Origin of the sequence: Streptomyces macrosporus, from assembly GCF_039533145.1 — a bacterium.
Lineage (GTDB): Bacteria > Actinomycetota > Actinomycetes > Streptomycetales > Streptomycetaceae > Streptomyces > Streptomyces macrosporus.
Window position 1 is genome coordinate 161,276 of the sequence record NZ_BAAASZ010000026.1, and the last position, 24,032, is coordinate 185,307.

Consider the following 24,032-nt stretch of genomic DNA (forward strand, 5'->3'; position numbering starts at 1 on the left):
TGGAGCCGTGCGCTCTGTCGATTATCGGTTCATAAGAAAAGTGTGCCAAGCGGCCCGAGCGATGCGGCCGTCGCCGAAGCGTTCACCGCCCACGATGGTGGTGGCCGGGCGGACCGCGTCGGCCGGGACGAGCGGCGTCCCGTCGCCGGGCGCCTCGGGCGGGCGGCTGCCGGCGGCGACACCGGCGGAGGAGCCCGTCCCGTTCACGGGGACGGGATCTCCCTCAGCCCGACAGTGCCCACACGTGGAGGGCGTCCCCGGTCTCGGAGAGGGTGTACCAGGTGCCGTCGCCGAGCGGCCGGGGCGGGCCGAACACCCGGATTGGGTAGGCGACGTGGCCGGTCACGCGCAGGTGCGCGAGGTCGACCAGCCAGTGGCGGGCGGCGCCGGACTCGTCGTCGGTCCAGGACGTTCCCGCGATGGCGGTGTCCTCGTCGAGGAAGCCGCCCTCGTAGTCCCAGCCCGGCTCGTGCTCGTCGTGCCCGTCGCCCTCCGACTCGGCGTCGGGGTGCCGGGGGACGGCGGAGTCGGCGTCCAGTTCGGCGACGACCGAGTAGTCCTCGGTCCGGTGCAGGGCGAGGGTCTCCTGGTAGTGGGTGACGGTCAGGAAGCGGTCGCCGGACGGGCCGACGTCGAGCAGGACGCGATCGTCGTTCCCGACGCGGTCGGCGGTCAGCTTCTCGCCGTCCCAGCGCCCCCAGTACAGCGGCACCCCGTCCTGCCCCTCCCCGAGGGTCAGGCCCATCCGTCCGGGGTCCGGGTGGGGGACGTGCACCGAGCCGTGGACCGCGGTGCACGTGTCCACCCGGCCCAGGACGCGTCCGTCGGCGGCGTCGATCACCAGCCACTCCTCCGTCTCCTCCGCGTCCGGACCGTCCGCGGCGAGGGGGGTGCGGACGTGGGCCCACACCAGCGTCCCGTCCGCCGAGAAGACCGCCGAGCCGCGGTCGGGGTACCGGTGGTCGCCGCGGTCGACGTACTCCTCGACGGAGGAGTGCGATTCACGGCAGCCCGCGTCCCAGCAGCCGTGGCGGATCTCCCAGCGGGCACGGCCGTCGGCGTCCACCGCGCGCAGGGCGTGCGTTCCGGAGAAGACGGCGAGGTCCCGCTCCGGCGACACCGCGCAGGGGCCGAGGCGGCGCCGCCAAGGGGCGGGGAAGCGGACGGCCTCGGCTTTCTCCGTCCCGGCGATCAGTTCGTCCAGGTCGTACGCGACCGCCTCGGTGTCGCCGTGCTGGACGAACAGCCTCCGCCCCGGCGGGCGCAGCACGTACGGGGCGTCCGCCGTGGCGCGGCCCAGGGGCGCGTCGAGGGTGGTGACGAGGCGGGCGGGCAGGGACACGGGGCTCCTTCGGGGGTCACTGGAGGTCGAGGCGGAACGGGTGGGAGGCGTCCGCGGGGCAGGTGAAGACGCGGAGCTCGCCGAAGCGGCCCACGGTGACGTCCGGGCCGTCGTGGCTGCTCTCGACGGTGAGGAACAGCCGCATCCCGCTTCCGCAGGCCGGGCAGTCCAGGGGTACGGGGTCGGTCGGGTGCCGGCTCGGCCGGCCGCCGACCTTCCAGCCCGGCCGGCAGGCCGGGCGGCGGTGGTACTCGGTACCGTGCGCCCGGGCCCACGCCTCCACCCGCTCGACCAGTTCCGCCGGGAGTTCGTCCCGGTCCGGCAGGTCGACGACCCGGACCGGATCGATCACGCAGGGCGAGGGGAGGTAGAGGTCGAGGGCACGCTCGGGGCGGGGCGGGTCCGCCACGGTGCCCACGGCCGTCGAGGAGCGGTACCGCAGTTCGACCGCCGGGCCCGTGTAGTGGGGCTGACCGGGCAGGTCGGCGTGGTCGTTCGGGCACCACAGCATCTGGAGGACGTCGGTGCCGTCCGGACAGGCCAGGTCGGGGACGTCCCGGGCGTGGAGCTGCGTCACCGGCACCATCGGCACGTCCGGGCCGTCGGGGTCCGGCACGGTCCGCACCCGTTCCCAGGCGATCATGTCCAGCGAGTCGGCGCCGTCGAGGATCCGGTCCAGGGCCGCGCTCTCCTCGGCGGGCATCGGGCCCCTCCGGCCCGACCGTCGACGCTCGCGCCCGGCCTCCTTCAGACGCCGCAGCGTCCCGCGCTCCTCGTCCGTGAGCTTCTCCCGCACCTTCTTCCAGTGCGGTCCCGAGCAGTGCGGCCACGGTTCGTCGGCGGGCCACAACAGCGGGCCGCCGACGGAGCTGTCCCGCACGCCGGGCGAACCGGCCCTCGGGCGCAGGAGGGTGGCGGTGCGGACGTACTCCGCCAGGGTCGGCACCTCCGCCACCAGGGCTTCGACGGGCGGGACACGGGACGTCACGGGCGCGGCTCGCTCTCGTGGCTCGGGGACGGGAGGCGTGGTGCGCGCCACGGTAGCCGCCGGGTGTGACAGGGGTGGTGACGGTCCGCTCGTCGAGCCCTCCCGCCCGAGGGCCGCGCCGCTCCCCGGCGGCCGTGGCGGTGCGCCGGGCCCGGCAGGGTGTCGCTCTTCGGCCGGCGCGCCGGAGGCTTTCACAACTTCTGCCTCATACGGGTGAAATGACGTCGATGGTTCTCTTCCTCCCGCGGCCGAGACACAAGGATGGGGCGGCAGGGACCGGCCGCGGCCGGTCGGATTCGACCTCGCGAGGAGCACCGATGAGCAGGGCGTACGGCGTCGTTGTGGACATTCTGGTGGGCAAGTTCCAGTTCACCGAGGACGAGTTGTCGCCGGATGCCACGCTGGAGGACGTGGACCTGGACTCGCTCGGGCGGGTCGAGTTCGCCCTCACCCTCAAGGACCGCACCGGTGTGCCGTTCAGCGACGAGCAGGTCACCCTGGACACCACGCTGGGCCGGATCGCCGCCGTGATCGAGGAGGCGTGGGAGGCCGGCGCGGCGGTGGCGCACCGGTGAGCCGGCCGGATGTCGCGGTGACCGGTCTGGGGGCGGTCACCCCGGCCGGGGTCGGGGTGGAGGAGACCTGGCGCCGGGTCCGCGCCGGGGACTCCACGGCGCGCCGTGACGGGGAGTTGGCGGGGCTGGCCGTCGATTTCAGCTGCCGCGTCCCGGAGTTCGCCGTCACCGACCGCGCGCGCCGCCGGCAGCTGTGGCGGCAGGACCGGTTCACGCGCCTGGCGCTGGCGGCGGCCGACGAGGCGGTGCGGGACGCGGAGTTGGACCCGCGGGAGTGGGACGCGCCGCGCGTCGGGGTCGTCCTCGGCTGTGGTCTGGGCGGTGCCCGCACCTGGGAGGCGGAGTTCGCGCGGATGCGGCGGGAGGGGCCCGAGACGGTGTCGCCGGCGGTCATCCCGATGCTGCTGCCGAACATGGCGGCCGGGGAGGTCGCGCTCGCCCTCGCCGCCCGCGGTCCGAGCCTGTCCGCCTCGACCGCCTGCGCCTCCGGGGCCAGCGCGCTGGCCATCGCCCGCGACTGGCTGCTCGCCGGGCTGTGCGACGTCGTCCTGGCGGGTGGTACGGAGGCGGCGGTCACGCCGCTGGTGGTGGCCGGGTTCCAGCAGGCCGGGGCGCTGTCGAGGAGGCGGGACGAACCGGAGGCGGCCTCGCGGCCGTTCGCGGGGGACAGCGACGGGTTCGTCATGGCCGAGGCCGCCGCCGTGCTGGTGCTGGAGCGGGCGGAGCACGCGCGGGCGCGGGGCGTGCGCCCCCGGGCCCTGCTCGCCGGGTGCGGGGCGAGCACCGACGCGCTGCACCCCACCGCGCCGCACCCCGAGGGGCGGGTCGCCGAACTCGCGGTGGCCGCCGCGCTGGCGGACGCGGGCCTGGAGGCGGGGGACGTCGACCACGTCAACGCCCACGCCACCTCCACCCCGCAGGGCGACGCGGCCGAGGCGAGCATGATCGGCAGGGTGTTCGGGCACGGCCCGAGCGTGACGTCCGCCAAGGGGGCGCTGGGGCACTCCCTGGGCGCGGCGGGCGCGGTGGAGGCGGTGCTGACGGTCCTCACCATCCAGCGGTCGCTGGTCCCGCCGACGGCCAACGTCGACGCGCCCGACGCGCGGTTCGACATCGACCTGGTGACCAAGACCGCGCGGGAGCAGCGGGTCGCCGTCGCGGTCAGCAACTCCTTCGGGTTCGGCGGCCACAACGTCTCGGTCGTCCTCCGGGCCGCCTGAGGAAGCGCCGGGCACCTGATCGGGGCGGGGGCGGCGGCCCTCCGCGGCCGTACCCCGTCCGACGCGCCGTCGATTCGGTTCCACCGAACACCGTGCCAGGACGGCCGAGTTCACCAGTGAGCTCCCGTGGCCACGGGGACCGCGCGGTCCTTCCGCGCCGCCGGTGGTGTCGAGGGGCTCCCCTCTCGCGTCCCGCCCGCGGGGCGGCCGGCGGTCGACGGGGGTCCGTGGCCGGCCGCCCCGCGGACGGGACGCGAGGCCACCGGCGCGGGGTCACACGGTCGCCGGAGCGAGGCGGAGGGCGTCGGCGAGGGCGTCGGCGAGGCCGGCGGGCCAGACGGTCTCGGGGGTGAAGTCGAGCTCGCGTGCGGCCCGTTCGTGGCCGCACGTCCAGGCCGGGCAGCGGGCCTCGCGGACCTTGTCCCGGGTGAACATCGACGGCCTGCCCCGCGTCCGTGCCACCAGCTCCGCGCCCCAGGCGGCGGTCGCCGCCACCGCGGGGGGCACCGGGACGGTCCGGGGCGGGCGGCACCCGACCAGGGCCGCCACGTCCGCCGCCAGGTCCCGGTGGCGGTGCTCGACGCCGTCGCCGACGTGGTAGACGCCGCGCGCGGTGGGGGCGCGCTCCACGGTGGTGCCGCGGTCGGCCGCGGCGATCAGGGCGCGGCACAGGTCGTCGACGTGGATCAGCGAGTAGCGGCGCGGGCCGGTGCCGCACACGGGCAGCACGCCGCCGCGGACCGCGGCCAGCAGGGCGGGCAGGAACTCGGTGTCGCCGGGGCCGTGGACGATCGGCGGGCGGAGGACCATCCCCGGCACCCGGTCGGCCACCGCGCGCAGGGCCAGCTCCCCGGCGAGCTTGCTGCGTCCGTACGCCGACACCGGCTCCGGCGGATCCGTCTCGCGGCGCGGTCTGCCGGGCCGGGACGGGCCGGCGGCGGCCAGGGAGGAGCAGTACACCAGGCGCGGCGGCTCGGGCAGGCCGGCCAGGGCCTCGCACAGCCGGCGGGTGCCGTCGGCGTTGACGGGGGCGTAGCCGGACGGGCGGGTGGCCTTGACGGTGCCGGCCAGGTGGATCACGCGGTCGGCGCCGGCCTCGGCGACGGCCCGGCGCAGGCCGCGCCCGTCGGCCAGGTCTCCGTCCACCGTGTCCACCGCGGACGGCAGTCGGGCCCGCGCGCGGTCGCGGACCAGCGCGGTGACGGTGTGGCCGTCCAGGAGCAGGCGGCGGACCAGGCGGCGGCCGACGAACCCGGTCGCGCCGGTGACGAGGTACCTCACCGGGGAGCCCCCGCCGCGGGCGGGGGCGCGAGGTCGCGCCGGTAGAGGCGGTGGCGGCGGAAGAGGACGCCGCCGAACGCCTCGGCGTAGCGGTTGGCGTCGCGGTTGTCCTCCAGCAGCCAGGACAGCTCGCTCTCGGTGTAGCCGAGGCGGAACGCGGCCCGCTGGGCCTCGACCATCAGCGCCGCGCCCAGCCCGCGCGCGCGGTGGGGCTTCCTGATGCCGGTGACGATCACGCGGACCCGGTCGATGCGCCGGGCCGCCCTGGTGATCCGGAGCAGGCCGACGGGCACGCCGAGGGTGGTGAGCCGGCCGCGGGCCGCGCGCAGCGCCTGGTTGGCGTCGGGCAGCCAGAGGGTGAAGGCGACGGGTTCGCCGCGCACCTCGGCGAACCACAGCAGTTCGGGCCGGATCAGCGGGCGCAGCCTGCGCATGGTGTGGGCGAACTCGCGGCCGGTCATGGGGACGGAGGCGTAGTTCTCGGCCCAGGCGTCGGTGTAGATGTCCCGCACGACGGCCAGGTCGGCGTCCCGGCGGGCCGGGTCCAGGGGCCGCACCCGGACGTCCGGTGCGCTCAGGGCCCACTCGGCGGCGCGGGCGACGGCCTCGGGAGGCTCGCCGTCGGGCGGCATCGGGACCCGCCAGGACAGCAGGTCCTTGGCCTTGGTCAGACCGCAGGCGGTGTAGAGGGCGGGGTAGTGGGCGGGGTTGTACGGCATCAGCACGCTGGGCGGGCCGTCGAAGCCCTCCACCAGCACCCCGCACTCGTCGTTGGTGGAGAAGCCCATCGGGCCGAGCATGGTGCGCAGTCCGCGTTCGCGCAGCCAGGCGGCGGCCGCGTCGAAGAGCGCGCCGGCCGCGCCGGGGTCGTCGGCGCACTCGAAGAGTCCGAACAGGCCGCAGTGCGGGTCGTGGCGGGCCTGGAGGCGGCAGTCCACGGCGGCGGCGATCCGTCCCACCACCCGCCGTCCCCGCCGGGCCAGGAAGAACTCGGCCGCGCCGACCTCGAAGAAGGGGTTGCGCCGCCGGTCGACCAGGGCCCGCTGGTCCCGCTCCAGCGGGGCCACCCAGTGCGGGTCGTGCCGGTGCAGGAGGCGGGGCAGGGTGACGAAGGCGGTGGTGTCCGCGCGGCCTCGCACCGGACGGACGGTGACGCCGGCGGTCGTGCCGGCGGGGGGTTCGGTGGGGGCTTCGGCGGCGGTGCCGGCGGGGGTGGGGGCGGTGAGGGTCACGCCGGCACCTCCACCGGCCGGCGGGGCCGTTCGTTCGCCGGGGCGGCGGGGACGGGGCCCAGCCGGCGGGCCACCTCGGCGAAGGCGTCCAGGACGCGGGTGATGTGCCCGTCGGTGTGGACGGCCTGGGGGGTCACCCGGATCAGCGCCCGGTTCCTGGCCACGGCCGGTTCCACCACGGCGTTGGTGAACACCCCCGCGTCCAGCAGCTCCTGCCACACGCGCAGGCACAGCCTGGTGTCGCCCGTGTAGACCGGGACGATCGGGGTGGTCGAGTCGCCGGTGTCGTAGCCCAGGGACCGCAGGCCCTCCAGCAGCCGTCGGGCGTGGTCGAACACCCGCCGCCTGCGCTCGGGTTCGGCCTCCACGATGTCGAGCGCGGCCAGGGCGGCGGCGGCCGAGGCGGGCGGCATCGCGGCCGAGAAGAGCACCGATCGGGCGTTGTACCGCAGGTGTTCGACGACGGCGGCGGGGCCGACGAGCATCCCGCCGACCGAGCCGAAGCACTTCGACAGCGTCCCGGTGATCAGGTCGACCTCGCCCGCCAGGCCGAAGTGCTCGACCACGCCGCGCCCCCCGGGGCCCAGCAGACCGATGTCGTGGGCGCCGTCCACCACCAGGCGGGCGCCGTGGCGCCGGGCCAGCGCGACGAGCCCGGGGAGCCGGCACAGGTCGCCCTCCATGGAGAACAGGCCGTCGGTGACGACGATCCGGCCGGCCGCCGGATCGGAGGCGGCCAGCAGCCGGTCGAGGTGGGCGAGGTCGGAGTGGCGGTACCGGCGGTGGTCGGCGGAGCCCAGCCTGACGGCGTCCACCAGCGAGGCGTGGTTGGACATGTCGGCGAAGACGGTGTCGCCCTCGTCGAGCAGGGCCGCGAGCGCGAGGTTGGCCTGGAAGCCGGTGGTGGTCACCAGCGCCGCCTCGCCGCCGACGAACGCGGCCAGCCGCCCCTCCAGCTCCTCGTGGAGGGTGAGCGTGCCGTTGAGCACGCGCGAGCCCGAGCAGGAGGCGCCGAAGCGGCGCAGCGCCCGGGCGGCGGCCTCCGTCACCCGGGGGTCGGTCGACAGCCCCAGGTAGTCGTTGCAGCCGGCCATGATCACCGTGCGGCCGTCGATCTCGACCTCCGCGCCCCGGGCCGCGAGCGGGCGGTAGTAGGGCCGGGCCGGATCGTCCGCCAGCGCGCGCTGGACCGCCGAGCGTTTCTTTCCGAAGACGTCCGCCATGCTGTCCCCCCGAGGAGGTTCCGTCGGTTCTCTGTGTTCCGTGTGCGCATTCTCGTGTGCGCGTTTCCGTGTGCGCTTTCCGGTTGCGTTTTCCGTGTGCGCGGTCGTGGGGTTCACGGGCGCGGGCCCGCGGATATCACGGGCCTTTCCCTCCCGTGCGGACGCGTGGCGGGCGCGCGGAAAGAGGCGGGGCGGCGGGCGGGGGACCGGTGCCGGTGGAGTGCGGGCCGGCCCGTCGGGCGCCGCCGCGCCGGCCGGGTCCGTTCGGCGGTCGCCCGGCGGCGTACCGGGTCGAGCGCGGTGCCGTCCAGGACCGAAGGGGCCATGGGTCCTCTCTCCTCGTCGACCGGATCGGCAGAATACTCACACAGAAATCGGAGCAGGTGTGGAACGCGCAACCCGTGTGCTTTTCGGAAAAACCGCCGAATGGCCCGCGCGAGTGTGCGGGAAACGAGCGGAGAATGCGGAACGGAATTGCCCTGTCGCCCGTCGACGAACTCCTGTGCGCCGTGCGCGGGGTGCCCGAGACCATCGGGGTGGCGGCGCTGTTCGCCGGTGAGCCGCCGCGCGTGGAGGCGTTGCGCGCCCGGGTCGCCGAGCGGTGGGGCGGCCTGCCCCGGCTGTGCCGGGTGCTGCTGCGGCCGAGGGAACCCGCCTGGCTGCGCCCGCACCGCTGGCTGGCGCTGGAGCGCTTCGACCCCGCCCACCAGGTCGTCGACGCCGAGGACGGCCCCGACGGCGCCGGTGCCGCGGACTTCACCGGCCTGCTCGGCCGGCTCGTCGCCCGCCCCCTGCCCGACGGGCTGCCGCCCTGGCGGCTGCTCCTGGTGCGGCGAGCGGGGGAGGGGCGGTTCGCCCTGGTGCTGACGGCCCACCACGCCCTGCTGGACGGACGCTCCCTGGAGCGCCTGCTGAGCCGGCTCCTCGACGGCGGTTCGGGGCGCGGCGGCAGGACCGCCGGGGGCGTGCGGGCCGTGCGCGCGCTCCGGGACGCCCATCCGGACCACGCCGGTCCGCCCGTCCGACCGCCCCTCCCGCTGGGTCCCGGCCGGGCCCTCCCGCCGCCCGCCGGGGCGGACCCGCGTCCGGAGGCGGCCTGGACGGAGGTGGACGCGGGCGCGGTGCGGGCCGCCCGCCGGGCCCTGCCCGGCCTGGGCGCCACCCTCAACGAGGTGCTGCTGGCGGCGGCCACCGGCGCCCTGCGCGCCGTCCACGGCGAGCCGGACCGGTGGCCCGGCGCCCCCCGCCCGCTGTACGGGACGTTCCCGGTGGACCTGCGCGCCCCCGGGGAGGAGGACGCGCTCGGCAACGTCGTCTCGGTGGTGCGGGTGCCGCTCCCGGTGGACGAGGACGATCCCGTCGCGCGCCTGGCGGCCTGTCGGGGACTGCTCGCGGCCCACGGCCCGGTGCGGGGCGCGGACGCGGCGACGCGGCTGGTCGACGCCGCCGCGCGCCTGGGTCCCTGGGCGCTGCGCCTGCTCGCCGCGTGGGCCGGCACGCCCGGCCACGCCCCCGTGGCCTGCGTGGCCTTCCGGTGGCCGCGCGGCCCGTGGTCCCTGGACGGCGGACCGATGGAACGGGTGATCCCCCTGCCGCCCGTGCAGCCGCCGGGCACGGCCGGCCTGGCGCTGACGGACTGCGGAGGCGTGTTCACCCTGTGCGCGGTCACCCACACCCTTCCCGGCCACGCCCGGCTGCTGGCCGACGCCTTCGGACGCGAACTGGCCGCGTTCGCCCGGCCGGTGGGGGCGGCGCTCAGCGGTCCGACACGCTGACGGGCACCCCGTCCCGCACCACCAGCAGCGTCGACTCGCGCACCAGCGTCCCCGGCCGGTCGCGCAGCGGACGCAGCCGCACCCGCGCCAGCACCGCGGCGAGCACCGTCCGCACCACGAAGGGAGCGAAGGACGACCCCGGACACACCCGCCCGCCGCCGCCGAAGACGTGCCAGGACGACACCGCGCCGGTGCGCCGCCTGCCGTCCGCCGCCCGCGCCAGGTGCCTCTCGGGGCGGAAGGCGTCCGGCTCGGCGCCCAGGCCGGCCAGGGCGTCCGCCCGGCGGTGCATCGCCGGCACGTCGAAGGCCACCCACGCCCCGGCCGGCAGCCGCCACGCGCCGAACTCCACCGGCCGGCGCAGCGCCCGCCCGAAGACCCACGCGGGCGGGCTCAGCCGCAGGCTCTCCCGGACGACCGCCTCCAGCCACGGCCCGTCCCCGGCCCCTTCCTCCCCGCCCGAGACGGCCTCGTCCTCGGCCCGTGCCAACGCCGCCGGATGGTGCAGCAGCAGGTCGAAGGTGGAGGCGAGCGCCGTCGCGGTGGTCGCGTAGCCGCCCAGCAGGAAGGCGACGACCTGGTCGGCGAGGGCGTCCTCGGCGAGGCGCCCGTCCGCGCGGGCCCGCGTCAGATCGCCCAACAGCCCCGGCCCGCCGTCCCGTTCGGCCCGCGCCCGGGCCGCGGCCTCCAGACAGTCGGTCAGTTCGCGCCGGGCGCGCAGCACCCGCCGGTACGCGCTGCCGGGGACGTGCCGGGTCCACGGCAGCAGCAGCGAGCCGAGGGTGGTGCGGCGCAGCGTCTCGGTGAGGCGGGCGACCCGCGGCGCGAGCGGGTCGGCGTCGGCGTCGGTGCCGAAGACGGACCGGACCATCAACTCCAGCACCAGGGCGCGCATCTCCGCCAGCAGCCGCACGGGCCGCTCCCGGCTCCAGCCCGCCGCCGCCCGCCGCGCGGCCCCGGCGATCTCCTCGCGCCGGGCGAGCACGCGGGGGCCGCGCAGCACCGGCATCACCAGCCGGCGGGTCCGCCGGTGCTCCTCGCCCTCGATGACGAACGGCGAGCGCGGGCCCCACAGGAAGTCCGCCGCGGCGTTCCACTCGGTCGCCGTGGAGACCTCGTCCGGCAGCCTGGTCACCAGCCGGGCCAGGGCCGGGTCCGAGCTCCACACGGTGACCGGCCGCCGCGGCACCCCGAGCGTGTAGGTGTCGCCGTAGCGCCGCCGACAGGCCCCGGCGAACGCCTCGGGCGTGTACAGCATGCGCAACCCCTGGACGGTGTACGGCCGTCGGGGGCCGGGCGGCAGCATCGTCCGCCGCACCGACGCGGTGTCCACCATGCTCGCGGCTCCTCGCGTTCCGCGGCCCCGTGCCCGGCCGCCGGGACCCTCCTCGCAGGGGGCCAACGAAGGACCGGCGCGGGAGGGCACGGCGGGTCACTCCCGCAGCCCCGCCGACTCCACCGGCCGGCGCCGCAGCGCGAGCGCGGCCGGGACCGTCGCGGCGAGCACCGCCAGGACGGCGCACGCGCCCACGGAGACGCCCAGGACGTCCCACGGCACCACGACCGGGGCCCACACCCCCGAAAGCCCCGGCGCCGCCCACAGGCCGAGCAGGTTGAGCCCGGCGACCAGCGCCCCGAGGACCGCGCCCACCGCCACGACCGTCAGCGCCTCCGCGGCCGCCCACCACAGCACCTGCGGCCCGGTGGCGCCGGTCAGCCGCAACACCGCCGGGTCGCGGACCCGGTCGGAGGCCGCCGTCACCAGGACGTTGGCCAGGGCGATGCCCGTGTAGACCAGGGCGATGCCCAGGACCAGCGCGAAGCCGAGGCGCGTCGTCCCGTCGGGCCGGGGCGATTCGGCCCGCAGCCACGCCTCCCGGGTGAGGACCTCGGCCCCCGTCCCGGCGAGCGTGTCGCGCAGCCCGCCCGCCACCGCGGCCCGGTCCGCGCCCCCCTCGACCGCCACGTCGACCCGGTCGACCCGCGCGCCCGGCGCGTTGCGCGGCGTGACGAGGACGCCGTCGTCGCCGGTGCCGGTGCGCAGCACGGCCGCGATCCGCAGCGACCTGCGCGTGCCGTCGCCCAGCCACACGTCCACGGTCCGCCCGACGGCGTGCTCCTCCCACTCCTCGTTGACGACGATGGCGTCGTCGTCGAGGTCCGCCAGGCGGCCGGCGGCGAGCGGCGGCCGGACCGTCGCGGCGAACGCGTCGGGCTCGACGACCCGCGCGTCGGACCTGATCAGCGCGGTGCCCTCCTTCAGGACGTGGACGGCGCTCGCCGCGGTCGGCGAGACCACCGCCCCGGGCAGCGTCCGCAGCCGCCCCACCGCGTCCCGGTCGAGGCCCGCGCCGCCGGCGAGGACCACGAGGTCGGCCGAGGTCCGCTCCCGCAGCTCGACGGCCCGCGCCGCGTCGATCGTGGCGGTGGCCCCCGGCAGGGAGCCCCCCAGCGCCACCGTGATCAGCACGGGCGCCGCGAGGGCGGCGGTGCGCCGGACCCCCGCCGCCGCGTTCTCCCGCACGAGCACGCCCGTCGCGCCGGGCAGGCGCGCGGCAGGCCAGGCCACCAGCCGGACCAGCGGGCGCGCCGGCACCGGGGCGAGCAGCGCGAACGCGACGATCAGCAGCATCGGACGGCCGGTGTACGTCTTGCGGTGCAGCAGCTCGCCCGGCTTGGTGAGCAGGGTGAAGGCGAGCAGCCCGAGACCGGTCAGCAGCAGGCCCGCGCCGAGGAGCCGACGGAGGCACGGTCGTCGACCCGGAGGTCGTCCGCCAACTGCTGCGCCGCCGCCGCGACCCGCTGGAGCGCCCGACCCCCCGGGAGCGCGAGGTGCTGTCCCTCGTCGCGCAGGGGAGGTCCAACGGGGCGATCGCCCGGGAGCTGGTCGTCTCCGAGGCCGCGGTGGGCAAGCACATCGGCGCCATCCTGGCCAAGCTCGACCTCCCGCCGACCGACGAGAGCCACCGCCGGGTCATGGCGGTCCCGGCCTGCCTGCGGGCCTGACGGAACGCGGTCGTCCGGGTGATTCGCGCCGGGGATACGGGGGACCCGGGGAGCTGCTCCAGTGACATCCGCCGGTGGGAAGGAAGGTCGCAGATGAGGTACGACGAGTTCCTCGCCCGAGTCCGTGACCTGGGAGAGTACAAGAGCCAGAAGGAAGCGGAGGAGATCGCCGACGCGGTGCTGTCGGTGCTCGCCACCCGGATCACCCCGGGCGAGGTCGAGGACCTGGCCGCGCAACTGCCGGGCCATCTGAGCGAGGTCCTGGAGGAGAACCGGGTGGACCAGCCCGAGACGTTCGGCGTGGAGGAGTTCTGCCGCCGGGTGGGCGAGCGGACCGGCGCCCGGCCCAGGACGGCCGAGTGGGACGCCAGCGCCGTCCTGGCCCCCATGGCCGAGGCGATCTCCGGCGGCGAGTTCAACCAGATCCTCAGCCAGTTGCCCTCCGGGTACGCCGTCCTGTTCGGCAAGCCGGAACTGAGCGGGTGACCGTGGGCGACGAACGCCCGCCGTCCGTCGGCGTCCGGGGCCCCGCCGCGCGGCGGGGCCCCGGCGCGTACGGCACACGGACGCGACCACCACCCGTACGACAGATGTTCGCTGTGCGTCACCACTTGTCACGCTGAGCTACCGGTGTCACCGTGGGGGCGTGACGAACGACCTCCGACCCTCCGCACCCGCCATCCGTCCGGCCGCCCCCGCGCGACACCACCTTCCGCGGGTCGCCGGTCGCCCGACCGGGCCCGACCCGACGCGGGCGGCGGGCCGCCCCGGCGGGGAGGTCCCCGTGGGCGCGGGGCGCGAGCGGGAGACGGCGCGCTCCTACCGGGCCGAGGTCGTCGCCGAAGGACCGGTGAACGGCACCACCGTCGCCGTGCCGCTCGGACACCACTCGGCGTCCGACCGCCGCCTCGCGCTGCGCTGGCTGCGGGAGCAGGCCCGCCGCATCGCCGACGGGCTCGACCCCGAGCCGTCGGCGCACTGGATCCCGGCCGGCACGCTCGGCCGCGTGCCGGAGCGGCTGCCCGACGTGCCGACGGAGCTGCGGCGGTGGTGCGAGGACGAGGAGCGGCAGTGGGCCGCGTACGACCTCCTGGCCCGAGGGCTGGCGTTCCACCTCACCGTCGCCGACCACACCGGGAGCTACGCGCTGCGGGCCTGGCCCGTCGGCGTCACCACCCCGGCGCTCGGCACCTCGCCGCTCGTCTACGCGCGGCGGGCCCACCAGCCCCCGTCCTGGTCACCCGAGCCCCACCTCCACCCGGCCGTCCGCCGGGCGGGCTCGGCCACCCACCCCCGGTGACCAGGGCGGGTCCGGTTCCGCGTCGGGGCCCGGGGCAGAAGGCGGCCGGCGTCTAGCGGGCGCCGGCGCCGCCGTTCGGGCCGGGGGAGGGGCGGGTCTCGACGACGTCGCCGGGGGCGGCCCGGACGATCCGCGGGGCGGTGCCCTCGGCGCCGGACGAGCCGTCCGCCCTCATGGCCCTGGCCTCGCTCTTGAGGATGCGGGTCGCCTGGCCCGCGGAACGGGCCAGCTCGGGGAGCTTCTTGGCGCCGAGCACGACGATGACGACGATGAGGAGGATGGCGAGTTCGCTGATCCCGAACATCGGGCTGCTCTCTCCCGGGGGTGGCGGGCGACTGTGGAAACCTGCGGCGAAAATCTACAGCACTGTAGAAGCCCGGGGAAGGGCGTACCGCGGACGCCGGCTACGATGAACCGCCCCGCTGCGGGGCGCGGCTTGGAGGGAGACAGGGTGAGAGGCCGGCAGGAGCGCCCCAGGCGGCGCGGCCAGGGCGAGTTGGAGACGCAGGTGCTGTCGGCGCTGCGCGAGGCGCCGGGCCCGGTGGACACCGCGTGGGTGCGGGAGCGGCTCGGCGGCTCCCTGGCGTACACCACCGTGATCACCGTCCTGACCCGGTTGCTGGCCAAGGGCGTGGTGACCCGGCGGAAGGAGGGCCGGTCGTTCGTGTGGACGGCCGCCGCCGACGAGGCCCGGCTCGCCGCGCTGCGGATGCGCAGGGTGCTGGAGGCGGAGAGCGACCGGGAGGCGGTGCTCGCCGGCTTCGTGGCCGCGCTCTCCCCCGACGACGAGCAGGTGCTGCGGGACCTTCTGGGCCGGGCGGAGGAACCGGAGGACTGATGTCCATGGGGGTCTTCGTCTTCCTGCCGCTCGTCCTGCCGTTGACCGCCTGGCCCATCGCACACCTGGCCGAGCAGCGTCTGCACCCGCGCACCGCCACCCTCATGCTGTCGGCCACGGCCGGCGTGCTCGCGGTGTGCAGCTCGCTCTGCCTGGCGCTGCTGGTGGTCGTGGGGACCGCGCAACTGCCGGGCAACCCGCTGCCGGACGGCTGGTCGGACCCGGAGGTGCGCGCGGCGGTCCCGTACGACGAGATCGCGGGGAAGGCGTCCATCCCCGCCCTGGCCGCCGTGCTGGCGGCGGTCGCCAGGACCCTGTGGCGGCACCGCCGGACGCGGCGCCGCGCCCGGCGGGCGCTCCGGGGGCTGCCGGGGAAGTCCGTGGCGGTGCTGCCCGACCCCGCCCCCTACGCCTACGCGCTGCCCGGACCGAAGGGGCGCGGGGGCCGCGTGGTGGTCTCCACGGCGGTGCTCGCCCGCCTCGACGCGCCCGAGCGCCGCGCGCTGTTCGCCCACGAGCGGACCCACCTGGAGGCCCGGCACCACCGGTACCTGCTGGTGGTGCAGGTGGCGGCGCGGGCCAACCCGTTCCTGCGACCGCTGCGCACGGCCGTGGTGTACACCGTGGAGCGGTGGGCGGACGAGACGGCGGCCCGCGCGGTGGGCAGTCGGCGGACGGTGGCCCGCGCCATCGGCAAGGCGGCGCTGGTCTCCCGCGGCACGCCGGCGGCGACGCTGGCGGGGTTCGCCGGGCCCGGACCGGTGCCGCGCCGGGTGGCGGCCCTCCTCGGCCCGGCTCCGGCGCCGCGCGCCTGGCCCCCGGTGTTCACGGCCGCCGGGCTGGCGGTGTGGACGGCCGTGGCCGGTGCCGCGTTCTCCGCGCTCTCCTCGGCGAACTCGGCGGTCACCCTGTTCCTGGTGCTGAGGGCGGCCACTCCGCTGTGACGGCCTCGCGCGACAGGGGACGGGCGCGCCCGCAGGGCCGGGCGCGCCCTCTGGAAGGACCTTCCGATCAGCCCTCTTCCCCGTCTTCCTCGAAGAAGTCGCCCACCTCGTCGACGACCTCGGCCGCGACCATCCCGCCGGCGACGCCGACCGCGAGCCCCGCGGCGCCCGCGGCGATCGCGGCGCCCGCGCCGGGACCGGAGTGCCGGCCGTCGTGGCCGTGGTGACCGTCGTGGCCGTACGGGTCGCCGTGGCCGTGGAGACCGTGCGCGGCGCGGCTCTCCACCAGGTGCCGGACCCAGCCGTCGACCTCGGCGTCCCAGTCGCGGACGTCCTGGTGGCCGACGGTGAAGCGGGCGAGGGCGTCGTGGCCGCCGGAGAGGAACCCGCCGCGCTTGTCGGCCTCCAGCACCACCTCCATCCCGCCCGGGTACGCCAGGAAGGTGACCTCGATCTCGTTCACCGCGTGCGCGTACCGCGGGGACGGGGTGATCTCGATCTCCTGGTAGAAGGGGAGGCGCTGGCCGGTGCCGCCGATGTGCCCGTACTCCAGGTCGGCCGACCGGAACCCGAAGCCGAGCCGGCCGAACGCCTCCAGGACGGCCTCCTGCACGGGCAGGGGGCGGACGGTCAGGGGGTCGAGGTCGCCCTTGTCCTTCGCGCCGGCCACCGCCAGCTCGGTGCGCACCCCGAGGACGACGCCCAGCGGCTGCCCGTGCAGCTCGGTGATCGGGGTCTCCCACGGCAGCGTCACGGTGAACGGAACACTGTGCTCCGCGCCCTCGGCCAGGCGGAAGCCGCCGCCGACGGTGAAGCGCTCGAAGGCGACCGAGCCCTGGTGCTCCCCGTCGTCCGTCTCCGCCTCGACGTGGGCGACCAGTTCCAGGTCGATGCGCTCGACGTCGAAGTCGGCGCTGCCGCCCCTGAGGTTCACCCGCCCGGACAGGGGACCGCCCGGCAGGGCCGCGCCCGGGTCCAGGACCGTGTCCACCGTGGGACCGCCCACGCCGAGCGAACCGAGCAACCGTTTGAACACCATCGCGGCGTCCACTCCTTGTCGTGTTCCGATCTTCTACAGACGTGTAGAAGAATAGGGGAGCGCGGCCCGCCGTCCACCGCCCGCCGGGCGCCGGAGGGAGAACGTCCGAAAAGCGCCGGGCACCGAGCGTGACGACGCGTTTCCGCCGGGTGTTTTGCCGACCCTTTACTATGGGGCGGGGGTGTCGGTACTCTCCGGACATCCCGACTATCAGCCAAGAAAGGGCAACACACCCGCCATGGGCGAACCCCCCAGTACCAGCCGTGCCACCCGCGGCCGCTTCACCACCGGTGAGCGAACGGAGGTGGCACGGTGACCGAAGTCCTGCTCCTGCTGGCGGCCCTCGCACTCGTTCTGGGATGCGCCGTCTTCGTCGCGGCCGAGTTCTCCCTCACCACGGTCGAGAGGGGCGAGCTGGAACGGGCCGCGCGCGACGGTGAGCGCGGAGCCGACAGCGCGCTGAAGGCCGTCCGACACCTGACCTTCCAGCTCTCCGGCGCCCAGCTCGGCATCACGGTGACCTCCCTGGTGATCGGCATGCTCGCCGAGCCCTCCCTGGCCGTGCTGCTGCGCGGACCGCTGCTGGCCGTCGGTCTGCCCGCCGGCGCGGTCTCCCCGGTCGCCACCGTGCTCGGCGTCACCGTCTCCACGGTGGTGCTGATGGTGGTCGGCGAGCTGGTCCCCAAGAACTGGGCGATCTCCAGTCCCCTGACGGTGGCCAAGGTCGTCGCCGGGCCGCAGCGCGGCTTCACCGCCGCCTTCCGCCCCCTGATCCGTCACCTGAACACCACCGCCAACCACCTGGTGCGCCGCCTCGGTCTGGAACCCGCCGAGGAGCTGGCCTCGGCCCGCACCCCCGACGAGCTGGTCTCCCTGGCCAAGCGCTCGGCGAAGGAGGGCGTGATCGAGGAGGACTCCGCCGAGCTGTTCGTACGCACCCTCCACCTCAGCGAGCTGACCGCCGAGAACGTGATGACCCCGCGCGTGGACGTCAAGGCGCTGGAGGCGCACGCCACCGCCGCCGACGCCGCCAACCTGACCCTGGCCACCGGACTGTCGGTCTTCCCCGTCTACCGGGACACCCTGGACGAGGTGATCGGCACCGTCCACATCCGTGACGTCCTCGCCCTGGACGCCGCGCGGCGCCACCGGACCCCCGTCACCGACCTGCTGACCGAGGCGCTGCTGGTGCCCGAGACGCTGCCCGTCGACCGGCTGCTGGAGCGGCTGCGCAGCCGCCGCACCATCGCGGTCGTCGTCGACGAGTACGGCGGCACCGCCGGTGTCGCCACCGTGGAGGACATCGTCGAGGAGGTCGTCGGCGAGGTCCGCGACGAACACGACCCCCAGGAGGAACCCGCCCTGAACCCCGTGGGCCCGACCCCCGACGGCCGGGAGTGCTGGGAGGCCGACGGCGGCGTCCGTCTGGACGAACTGGAACAGATCGGTCTGACCGCCCCCGACGGCCCCTACGAGACGGCCGCCGGACTGCTCGCCACCCTCCTGGAGCGCATCCCCGTCCCCGGCGACGTCGTCGAGGTCGACGGCTGGGAGCTGCGCGTCCTCGACGTCGACCACCACCGCGCGGACCGGATACGGATCACCGCCCCCGCGCCGAGCCGCGAGCTGGTCGAGGAGGGCGCCCGATGACCACGGTCCAACTGATCGTCGGCGCCCTGACGCTGCTGACCAACGCCTTCTTCGTCGGCGCGGAGTTCGCACTGGTCTCCGTGCGCCGCAGCCAGATCGAGCCGCACGCCGAGAAGGGCGTCAAGCGCGCCCGCACGGTGCTGTGGGCCCTGGAGCACCTCTCCGCCCTGATGGCGACCGCCCAGCTCGGCATCACCGTCTCCTCGCTGGTCCTGGGCGCGGTGGCCGAGCCGGCGATCGCGCACCTGCTGGAGCCGCCCTTCGCGGCGATCGGCGTCCCCGACGCGCTGGTGCACCCCATCGCCTTCGTCATCGCGCTGACCCTGGCGACCTACCTGCACATGCTCGTCGGCGAGATGGTGCCCAAGAACATCGCGCTGGCCGCGCCGGTCCGCACGGCCCTGCTGCTCGGACCGCCGCTGGTGACCCTCACCCGGGCCCTGCGGCCGGTGATCTTCGGCATCAACGCCTTCGCCAACACCCTGCTGCGCCTGCTGCGGGTGGAGCCCAAGGACGAGGTCGCCTCCGTCTTCACCGACGAGGAGCTCGCCCGGATGGCCGAGGACGCGGACCGGGCCGGGCTGATCGAGTCCGGCGGCCACCGGCGCCTGCGCGACGCCCTGGCGCTGGGCCGCCGCCCGGTGGGCGAGATCCTGGTGCCCCTGCACGAGATGCACACCGTGGGCCACACGGTCACCCCCGACGAGCTGGAGCGCACCGCCACCGCGGCCGGCTACTCCCGGCTGCCGGTCACCGGACCGGGCGGAACGGTGCTGGGCTACCTGCACGTCAAGGACGCCCTCGGCGCCGTCCACCGGGACCGGCCGTTCCCGCCCGAGGCGCTGCGCAGGGTCGTCCGCGTCCGTGCCGACACCCCGATGGACGACGTCCTCACCACCATGCGCGCCGCCGGCACCCACCTGGCCGCCGTCACCGGCGACGAGGACGTGCTGCTCGGCTTCGTCACGATGGAGGACGTCCTGGAGCAGCTGGTCGGACCGGCCCCGGCGGCCGTCTGATCCGGCGACGGCCCGTGAACGACCGGGAGCCCCGCCGCGCGAACGCTCGCGCGGCGGGGCTCCCGCCGTGGTCGGGTCGGGCTTCCGTCGCGCCGGCGTGTCCCGGAACCCCCGAGCCGGACGCCCCGGACCGTCCGCGTCGCCCTCGACCGCGCGCTGCGCCGGTGGCGAATCCGGGCCGGGGTCGCGTGCGGTGAGCTCCTCGGACGGTCGCGCCCGAGGGCTCACCGCCGGGACGGATCGGCGGAACGGGCCGCCGGAAGGGCGCCCAGGGCCCACGGCATGTGCTTCCTGTGGGTGACGACGAGCACCGGCACGCCGCCGTCCTCGCACTCCAGGACCCGGGCCCGACCGTCGTGGTCGGGACGGTCGGGATGGTCCGCCGTGCAGGGCGGGCGCCCCCGACACGGCGAGGCGGAGCGCGCCCACCAACGGGACACCGAGCTGCCGGGGACACGCCCTGACCGAGGTGGGGGAGCGCCGGGCCAACCAGTACCGGGCCCACAGGAAGCCCGTTCCGTGGAAGCCGAGGGCGAGGCCGAAGGCGCAGAGGATCCGGTGGTCGTCACGCGGGTCTGCGGTCGTGTACCGGCGCCCGGTCTCGAAGTCGACGTACCGGCGCGGCGCCGCGCATCGCCGTGCGCTTCCTCGGGTGGGACACATCGGTCGTCGCGAACGTCACCGGCACATCCTGTGAGGGGGACGACGGGAGGGGACACGGGCGACGGGCGCCCCTGTGAAACACCGCTCGTCGCCGGAAACCGGCAACAGCCCGCCTGGCCGCGGCGGCGGTCGGGCCGCTCGTGACGGGCTCGGCCGAACGGCGTCCCCGGGTGCCGTGTGTGGACGGTCGTGTGCGCTTCGGCTTGAGATGTGATATCAATCCATGGCCTGCTTGTGAACTCAGTTGTCCGATAGAGTGGGCGTTGGGTGAGCACACGTCAGATGTTCACCGTTCGGCTCGGCCCGGTGGGGGCATGGCGGGGTTCGAGTCCCCGACCGGGCGCCATGCCTCCGACGTTCGGAGACAGGTGGAGGAAAGAGGGGGGTCTCATGGCCCAGTACAACTCCGGTCCCCAGCAGTGGGGTCCCGGCCGGCCGCAGCAGCCGATGCCGCCGCAGAAGAAGTCCAACGCGGGCAAGATCATCGGATTCGGATGCCTCGGCGTCATCGCCTTCTTCATCGTGATCGGCGTCATCGCCGCCGCTCTCGGCGGGGGCGGCGACGAGAGCGCGGAGAAGAAGCCGGCCGCGTCGTCGGCGCCGAAGGACTCCGGCGGCGAGAAGGGGGGAGAGAAGGAGGAGGCGCCGAAGGAGGAGGCCGCCGAGGAGTCTCCGATCGCGATCACGGCGGAGAAGACGGACCTCCGGCCGACCATCCTCGCCGACGGCGAGGACTACACCTCCATCCTGGTCACGGTCGTCAACAACGACACGGAGAAGGTCGACGTCAACCCGCTGTACTTCGAGGTCACGGGCGCGGACGGCGCGAAGTACGACGTCGAACTCGCCGTGGACGAGCGGCAGATCGACACGGTCGAGCTCGCCAAGGGCGAGAAGGTCACCGGGGCCGTCACCGTCAAGGGGACCATCGAGCCGAAGTCGGTCACCTTCATGAACGGTCTCCTCGGGGACACGATCAAGGCGGACGTCGAGTAGTAGCCGAACCGGTTACGGCCCGGCCCGAGTGCTCTCGGGGGCTCAGGGGGTTCGAATCCTCCACCGGGCACTGCGCCGCTCCCGCCGTTCGGGAGCGGCCGGAGGGGGACCGCGTCGCGGGCCGCGCCCGGCGACGCGCCCCGACAGGGCGCCGTACAGCGGGACTTGTACCGTGCCCGGGACGCGACGGCGGCCGGGGGAGGCGCGGAGTGGGGCGGCGGGCGAGGGCGGTCGCGGTGACGGACGCGTTCGTGGTGGGCGGCGCCGGATACGCGGCCGCGGAGGTCCTCCACCACAACGCCCGGTACGTTCTCCCGCCGAAGCCGACGCCCACCGTCGAACCCGGCCCCGTGGACCCGGAGGTGGCGGCGCTGTGCGAGGGGAGGGCGACCCCGGCCCCCACCCCGTCCGTCCCGACCCCGTTCCCGCGCGCGAGCGGCGACGGACGGGCGCACGCCACGGTCACGGTGGTGGCGTGCCCTCGGCGGTGGCCGCCGACCGTCCCCGAGGACTGGCGAGCGGACGAGCGGTGACCGCCGCGACGGCCCCGCCCCGCCGGCACGGCACACAGCCCGTACAACGCCGCCGCCGACGCGCACAGCGGCGCGGTGACCGGGTGTGACCACTTGCCGCCCCTCGGTGGCGGCGGTCACGGTGGAGGACGTGACGAACGCTCTCGCCTCCTCTCCCCGCCCGTCCCGTCCCGTCCGTCCCGCACCTCCCGCGCGGGACTTCTCGTGGCTCGGCGCGCGCCTGGTCGCGCTCGATCCCGCGCGGACGGCGGGCCGCTCGGGCCGCTCGGGTCGGGAGGGCTCCGGGAGCGCGGGCGGCGAGCGGGTCCGCTCCTACCGGGCCGAGGCCGTCGCCGTGGGGACGGTGCACGGCGGCAGGGTCGCCGTGCAGCTCGGCAGCCACGAGGCGCCCAGCCGCCGTCTCGCGCTGCGCTGGCTGCGGGAGCAGGCCCGCCGGATCGCCGACGGGCTCGACCCCGATCCCCGGGCGTCCACCTGGGTCCCGGCCGGCGCCCTCGTCCCCCTGCCGGAGCTGTCCGCCGACGTGCCGACGGAGTTGCGGCGGTGGTGCGGGGACGAGGAGCGGCAGCGGGCCGCCTCCGACCTGCTCGCCGAGGGACTGCCGTTCCACCTCGCCGTCGCCGACCACACGGGGAGCTACGCGCTGAGCGTCCGGCCCGTCGGAGCCGCCGACGCGTACCCCGACCCCGTCCCGTCCGCCGCCACACCCGCCCGCGTGCGGTGACCCCACCGACTCCCGCCCCGGTCACCCGAGTGCCGCCCCGGCCGGTCCCGGCCGCGCCGAACGGCGGACTCTCCCTCCCGCCCCCGGTGACCGGGGCGGGTCCGCGGCCCGCGCCGTAGAGGACGTCGTCGATCACCGAGGGAGCGGACCGCGCGGCGGCGGGGTCGTACGGGCGCGTACAGCGGGACCCCGAATCCGTACAACAAGCGGGTTGCTGTGCGTCACCACTTGTCGCGCTGCGTCATCGCGCGCCATCGTGGGAGACGCGGCGGCGCCGTCCCGCCGCCCCCGTCCTGGTCGCCACCCCACACGCCCCCCTCCCGGCGGCCAGGACGGGGCCGCGGGGCGATCCGGAGTCCCCCGGCGGACGGGGTTCCGGTGGCCGGGCGGCGCGTCGCCGCGCACCGGCCGTCACGGCGGGGGAGCCGGGCCGTCGCCGGTGCGGAGGTCTCGCCGAACTCCCTCCTCGGGCCGGGCCGTTCGCGGCGACGCTCCTCGGAACGCTAGAACGCGAGCACCGCCGCGCTGCCCAGGTAGACGGCGGCGAGCAGCACCCCGTCGAACCCCAGCCCCAGCCAGCCCCGCCGCTGCCGGACGAGCAGACCACCCAGGAGCACGGTGGTCATCACCAGGGCCGCGCCGATGAGGAAGAGCTCGTCGGAGCCGGCCGCGTGGAAGAGGGAACCCCCGCGGAAGGCCACGTCGCCGACCACGAGGTTGAGCGCGTCCAGGCAGTTCCCGCCGATGATGGCCGCGACCGCCAGCGTCACCGCCCCGCGCCGGACGGCCGCGACGGCCGCCACCGTCTCCGGCAGGGCGTTGACGACGCCCATCAGGATCGCGCCGACGAAGCCCGCGTTCATGCCCGTCCCGTCCAGGATGAACTCCGCCGCCCGCGCGACGGCCCAGCCGCCCGCCGCCACCAGCGCGGCGATCACCAGGAACTCCGCCCACAGTCCGCCGCCGCCGCGCTCGACGGACTCCTCTTCGTCGGGGAGGTCCGGCAGCGTCTCCCGGGTGCGGACCGCGCGCCACATCGGCTCGCCGTGGTCCCGGATGAGCCGGATGCCGCCCCAGTAGAAGGCGACCATCACCACCGACGCCGGATGCACGCCCAGCAGCGTCACGTCGGGACTGAAGGAGGCCGTCAACGCCACCCCCAGCAGCCCGACGAGGAGACAGCCGAACAGCATGTTCGACACGGAGGCGGCGGCGTGTTCGAGGTTGGCCCGCCGGTGGAAAGCGTCCGCGACCACCACGGCCAGGGTCTGCGCCGCGATACCGCCCACCGCGTTGCTGTACGCCAGCGAGGGGTGGTCGGCCAGCGCGCTGACCGCCGTCATCACGATGCCCGACAGGGAGGTGATCAGACCGAAGAACACGGCGCCGAACAGCGCCTCCCCCCACCCCGTCCGATCGGCCAGGACGTCCCCCAGCGTGGCGAGACGGACGCTGCACACCACCGTGACGGCGGCGGCCAGGACGAAGACCCCGACGCTCCATCCCAGACTCCACGTTCCTGTCAGTACCGAGAACACCCGGCTCTTCCTCCCCTGAGAACATCGACGGCGACACGCGGCCGGAACCCGCATACCCGGTCGCGGGGCCGCCAAGGCGGGGGGCGGGGACGGGCCGTCCCGTCCGGCCGACCGCGCGGCGGGGACGGGAGGTTGACGCCGGGACA

The 24,032-nt window shown here is 75.9% G+C and carries 21 protein-coding genes and 2 pseudogenes; 13 read left to right on the forward strand and 10 right to left on the reverse strand.

Features of this window, described 5'->3' with window-relative positions:
• Window positions 1-223: 223 nt before the first annotated feature.
• Together ABD335_RS17770 and ABD335_RS17775 are read right to left on the reverse strand one after the other, a co-directional pair.
• The gene (locus ABD335_RS17770; protein WP_344324034.1) at window positions 224-1,342 is read right to left on the reverse strand and encodes a hypothetical protein; all 1,119 of its coding nucleotides are present in this window, start codon (window positions 1,340-1,342) and stop codon (window positions 224-226) included.
• Window positions 1,343-1,358: 16 nt separating this feature from the next.
• Window positions 1,359-2,330, reverse strand: coding sequence for a hypothetical protein (locus ABD335_RS17775; RefSeq protein WP_344324037.1), 972 nt, complete (start codon window positions 2,328-2,330; stop codon window positions 1,359-1,361).
• 317 nt (window positions 2,331-2,647) lie between these two features.
• Here ABD335_RS17775 and ABD335_RS17780 point away from each other — a divergent pair, with 317 nt between their 5' ends.
• Both ABD335_RS17780 and ABD335_RS17785 read left to right on the forward strand, forming a co-directional pair.
• Entirely contained in the window at window positions 2,648-2,905 is a 258-nt protein-coding gene (locus ABD335_RS17780) for an acyl carrier protein (protein WP_344324038.1), read from the forward strand.
• On the forward strand, window positions 2,902-4,125 hold the full coding sequence (locus tag ABD335_RS17785) for a beta-ketoacyl-[acyl-carrier-protein] synthase family protein (protein WP_344324040.1): 1,224 nt from the start codon (window positions 2,902-2,904) through the stop codon (window positions 4,123-4,125). Before ABD335_RS17780 ends, ABD335_RS17785 begins: the two co-directional genes overlap by 4 nt.
• Window positions 4,126-4,398: 273 nt before the next feature.
• Here the strand turns inward: ABD335_RS17785 and ABD335_RS17790 are convergent, their stop codons facing one another.
• The 3 genes from ABD335_RS17790 to ABD335_RS17800 are packed head-to-tail and all read right to left on the reverse strand — an operon-like array spanning window position 4,399 to window position 7,861.
• A complete protein-coding gene (locus ABD335_RS17790) occupies window positions 4,399-5,406 on the reverse strand; it encodes an NAD-dependent epimerase/dehydratase family protein (protein WP_344324042.1) in 1,008 nt (335 codons plus the stop codon).
• Complete coding sequence (locus ABD335_RS17795) at window positions 5,403-6,638, reverse strand: GNAT family N-acetyltransferase (RefSeq protein ID WP_344324044.1); 1,236 nt, start codon at window positions 6,636-6,638, stop codon at window positions 5,403-5,405. The genes ABD335_RS17790 and ABD335_RS17795 overlap by 4 nt, the downstream gene beginning before the upstream one ends.
• Complete coding sequence (locus ABD335_RS17800) at window positions 6,635-7,861, reverse strand: aminotransferase class I/II-fold pyridoxal phosphate-dependent enzyme (RefSeq protein WP_344324046.1); 1,227 nt, start codon at window positions 7,859-7,861, stop codon at window positions 6,635-6,637. The genes ABD335_RS17795 and ABD335_RS17800 overlap by 4 nt, the downstream gene beginning before the upstream one ends.
• 461 nt (window positions 7,862-8,322) lie before the next feature.
• Here ABD335_RS17800 and ABD335_RS17805 point away from each other — a divergent pair, with 461 nt between their 5' ends.
• Window positions 8,323-9,636, forward strand: a complete 1,314-nt coding sequence (locus tag ABD335_RS17805) for a wax ester/triacylglycerol synthase domain-containing protein (protein WP_344324048.1) — start codon at window positions 8,323-8,325, stop codon at window positions 9,634-9,636.
• Here the strand turns inward: ABD335_RS17805 and ABD335_RS17810 are convergent.
• Window positions 9,617-10,972, reverse strand: coding sequence for a cytochrome P450 (locus ABD335_RS17810; protein ID WP_344324050.1), 1,356 nt, complete (start codon window positions 10,970-10,972; stop codon window positions 9,617-9,619). The two genes, ABD335_RS17805 and ABD335_RS17810, sit on opposite strands and share 20 nt — an antisense overlap.
• A 96-nt stretch (window positions 10,973-11,068) precedes the next feature.
• Window positions 11,069-12,379: pseudogene (locus tag ABD335_RS17815) on the reverse strand (FtsX-like permease family protein); the annotation flags it as partial.
• Between ABD335_RS17815 and ABD335_RS17820 the strand changes: the two are divergent.
• The 3 genes and pseudogenes from ABD335_RS17820 to ABD335_RS17830 form a co-directional block, all read left to right on the forward strand.
• A pseudogene (locus ABD335_RS17820) lies at window positions 12,373-12,642 on the forward strand (response regulator transcription factor); the annotation flags it as partial. The pseudogenes ABD335_RS17815 and ABD335_RS17820 sit on opposite strands and share 7 nt — an antisense overlap.
• Window positions 12,643-12,735: 93 nt before the next feature.
• Window positions 12,736-13,128, forward strand: coding sequence for a DUF2267 domain-containing protein (locus tag ABD335_RS17825; RefSeq protein ID WP_344324054.1), 393 nt, complete (start codon window positions 12,736-12,738; stop codon window positions 13,126-13,128).
• Window positions 13,129-13,426: 298 nt separating this feature from the next.
• A complete protein-coding gene (locus tag ABD335_RS17830; RefSeq protein WP_344324057.1) occupies window positions 13,427-13,942 on the forward strand; it encodes a hypothetical protein in 516 nt (171 codons plus the stop codon).
• Window positions 13,943-13,994: 52 nt separating this feature from the next.
• Here ABD335_RS17830 and ABD335_RS17835 read toward each other — a convergent pair whose 3' ends face one another.
• Window positions 13,995-14,246 carry a twin-arginine translocase TatA/TatE family subunit gene (locus ABD335_RS17835; protein ID WP_344324059.1) on the reverse strand — a complete coding sequence of 84 codons (252 nt, stop codon included), beginning with the start codon at window positions 14,244-14,246 and terminating at the stop codon, window positions 13,995-13,997.
• 105 nt (window positions 14,247-14,351) lie between these two features.
• Here ABD335_RS17835 and ABD335_RS17840 point away from each other — a divergent pair, with 105 nt between their 5' ends.
• Complete coding sequence (locus ABD335_RS17840; RefSeq protein ID WP_425583665.1) at window positions 14,352-14,780, forward strand: BlaI/MecI/CopY family transcriptional regulator; 429 nt, start codon at window positions 14,352-14,354, stop codon at window positions 14,778-14,780.
• Window positions 14,781-14,785: 5 nt separating this feature from the next.
• The gene (locus tag ABD335_RS17845) at window positions 14,786-15,724 is read left to right on the forward strand and encodes a M56 family metallopeptidase (protein ID WP_344324713.1); all 939 of its coding nucleotides are present in this window, start codon (window positions 14,786-14,788) and stop codon (window positions 15,722-15,724) included.
• A 67-nt stretch (window positions 15,725-15,791) separates the two neighbouring features.
• Here the strand turns inward: ABD335_RS17845 and ABD335_RS17850 are convergent, their stop codons facing one another.
• Entirely contained in the window at window positions 15,792-16,763 is a 972-nt protein-coding gene (locus ABD335_RS17850; RefSeq protein ID WP_344324063.1) for a sporulation protein, read from the reverse strand.
• 312 nt (window positions 16,764-17,075) lie between these two features.
• Here ABD335_RS17850 and ABD335_RS17855 point away from each other — a divergent pair, with 312 nt between their 5' ends.
• The 5 genes from ABD335_RS17855 to ABD335_RS17875 all read left to right on the forward strand — a co-directional run bounded on the left by ABD335_RS17855 (window position 17,076) and on the right by ABD335_RS17875 (window position 22,348).
• Entirely contained in the window at window positions 17,076-18,413 is a 1,338-nt protein-coding gene (locus ABD335_RS17855) for a hemolysin family protein (RefSeq protein ID WP_344324065.1), read from the forward strand.
• Entirely contained in the window at window positions 18,410-19,432 is a 1,023-nt protein-coding gene (locus ABD335_RS17860; RefSeq protein ID WP_344324068.1) for a hemolysin family protein, read from the forward strand. The genes ABD335_RS17855 and ABD335_RS17860 overlap by 4 nt, the downstream gene beginning before the upstream one ends.
• A gap of 1,053 nt (window positions 19,433-20,485) precedes the next feature.
• Complete coding sequence (locus tag ABD335_RS17865) at window positions 20,486-21,091, forward strand: DUF4352 domain-containing protein (protein WP_344324070.1); 606 nt, start codon at window positions 20,486-20,488, stop codon at window positions 21,089-21,091.
• A gap of 236 nt (window positions 21,092-21,327) precedes the next feature.
• The gene (locus ABD335_RS17870) at window positions 21,328-21,624 is read left to right on the forward strand and encodes a hypothetical protein (RefSeq protein WP_344324072.1); all 297 of its coding nucleotides are present in this window, start codon (window positions 21,328-21,330) and stop codon (window positions 21,622-21,624) included.
• Between the two features lie 130 nt (window positions 21,625-21,754).
• A complete protein-coding gene (locus ABD335_RS17875) occupies window positions 21,755-22,348 on the forward strand; it encodes a hypothetical protein (protein ID WP_344324074.1) in 594 nt (197 codons plus the stop codon).
• A 503-nt stretch (window positions 22,349-22,851) separates the two neighbouring features.
• On the opposite strand, the gene ABD335_RS17880 is transcribed toward ABD335_RS17875, so the two are convergent.
• The gene (locus ABD335_RS17880; RefSeq protein WP_344324076.1) at window positions 22,852-23,886 is read right to left on the reverse strand and encodes a sodium:calcium antiporter; all 1,035 of its coding nucleotides are present in this window, start codon (window positions 23,884-23,886) and stop codon (window positions 22,852-22,854) included.
• Window positions 23,887-24,032: the final 146 nt, after the last annotated feature.

Coding starts and splice junctions, on each gene's coding strand:
- ABD335_RS17780 (WP_344324038.1), top strand. CDS start 2,648: ATGAGCAGGGCGTACGGCGTCGTTGTGGACATTCTGGTGGGCAAGTTC.
- ABD335_RS17800 (WP_344324046.1), bottom strand. CDS start 7,861: ATGGCGGACGTCTTCGGAAAGAAACGCTCGGCGGTCCAGCGCGCGCTG.
- ABD335_RS17805 (WP_344324048.1), top strand. CDS start 8,323: ATGCGGAACGGAATTGCCCTGTCGCCCGTCGACGAACTCCTGTGCGCC.
- ABD335_RS17810 (WP_344324050.1), bottom strand. CDS start 10,972: ATGGTGGACACCGCGTCGGTGCGGCGGACGATGCTGCCGCCCGGCCCC.
- ABD335_RS17825 (WP_344324054.1), top strand. CDS start 12,736: ATGAGGTACGACGAGTTCCTCGCCCGAGTCCGTGACCTGGGAGAGTAC.
- ABD335_RS17835 (WP_344324059.1), bottom strand. CDS start 14,246: ATGTTCGGGATCAGCGAACTCGCCATCCTCCTCATCGTCGTCATCGTC.
- ABD335_RS17840 (WP_425583665.1), top strand. CDS start 14,352: ATGAACCGCCCCGCTGCGGGGCGCGGCTTGGAGGGAGACAGGGTGAGA.
- ABD335_RS17845 (WP_344324713.1), top strand. CDS start 14,786: ATGGGGGTCTTCGTCTTCCTGCCGCTCGTCCTGCCGTTGACCGCCTGG.
- ABD335_RS17850 (WP_344324063.1), bottom strand. CDS start 16,763: ATGGTGTTCAAACGGTTGCTCGGTTCGCTCGGCGTGGGCGGTCCCACG.
- ABD335_RS17860 (WP_344324068.1), top strand. CDS start 18,410: ATGACCACGGTCCAACTGATCGTCGGCGCCCTGACGCTGCTGACCAAC.
- ABD335_RS17865 (WP_344324070.1), top strand. CDS start 20,486: ATGGCCCAGTACAACTCCGGTCCCCAGCAGTGGGGTCCCGGCCGGCCG.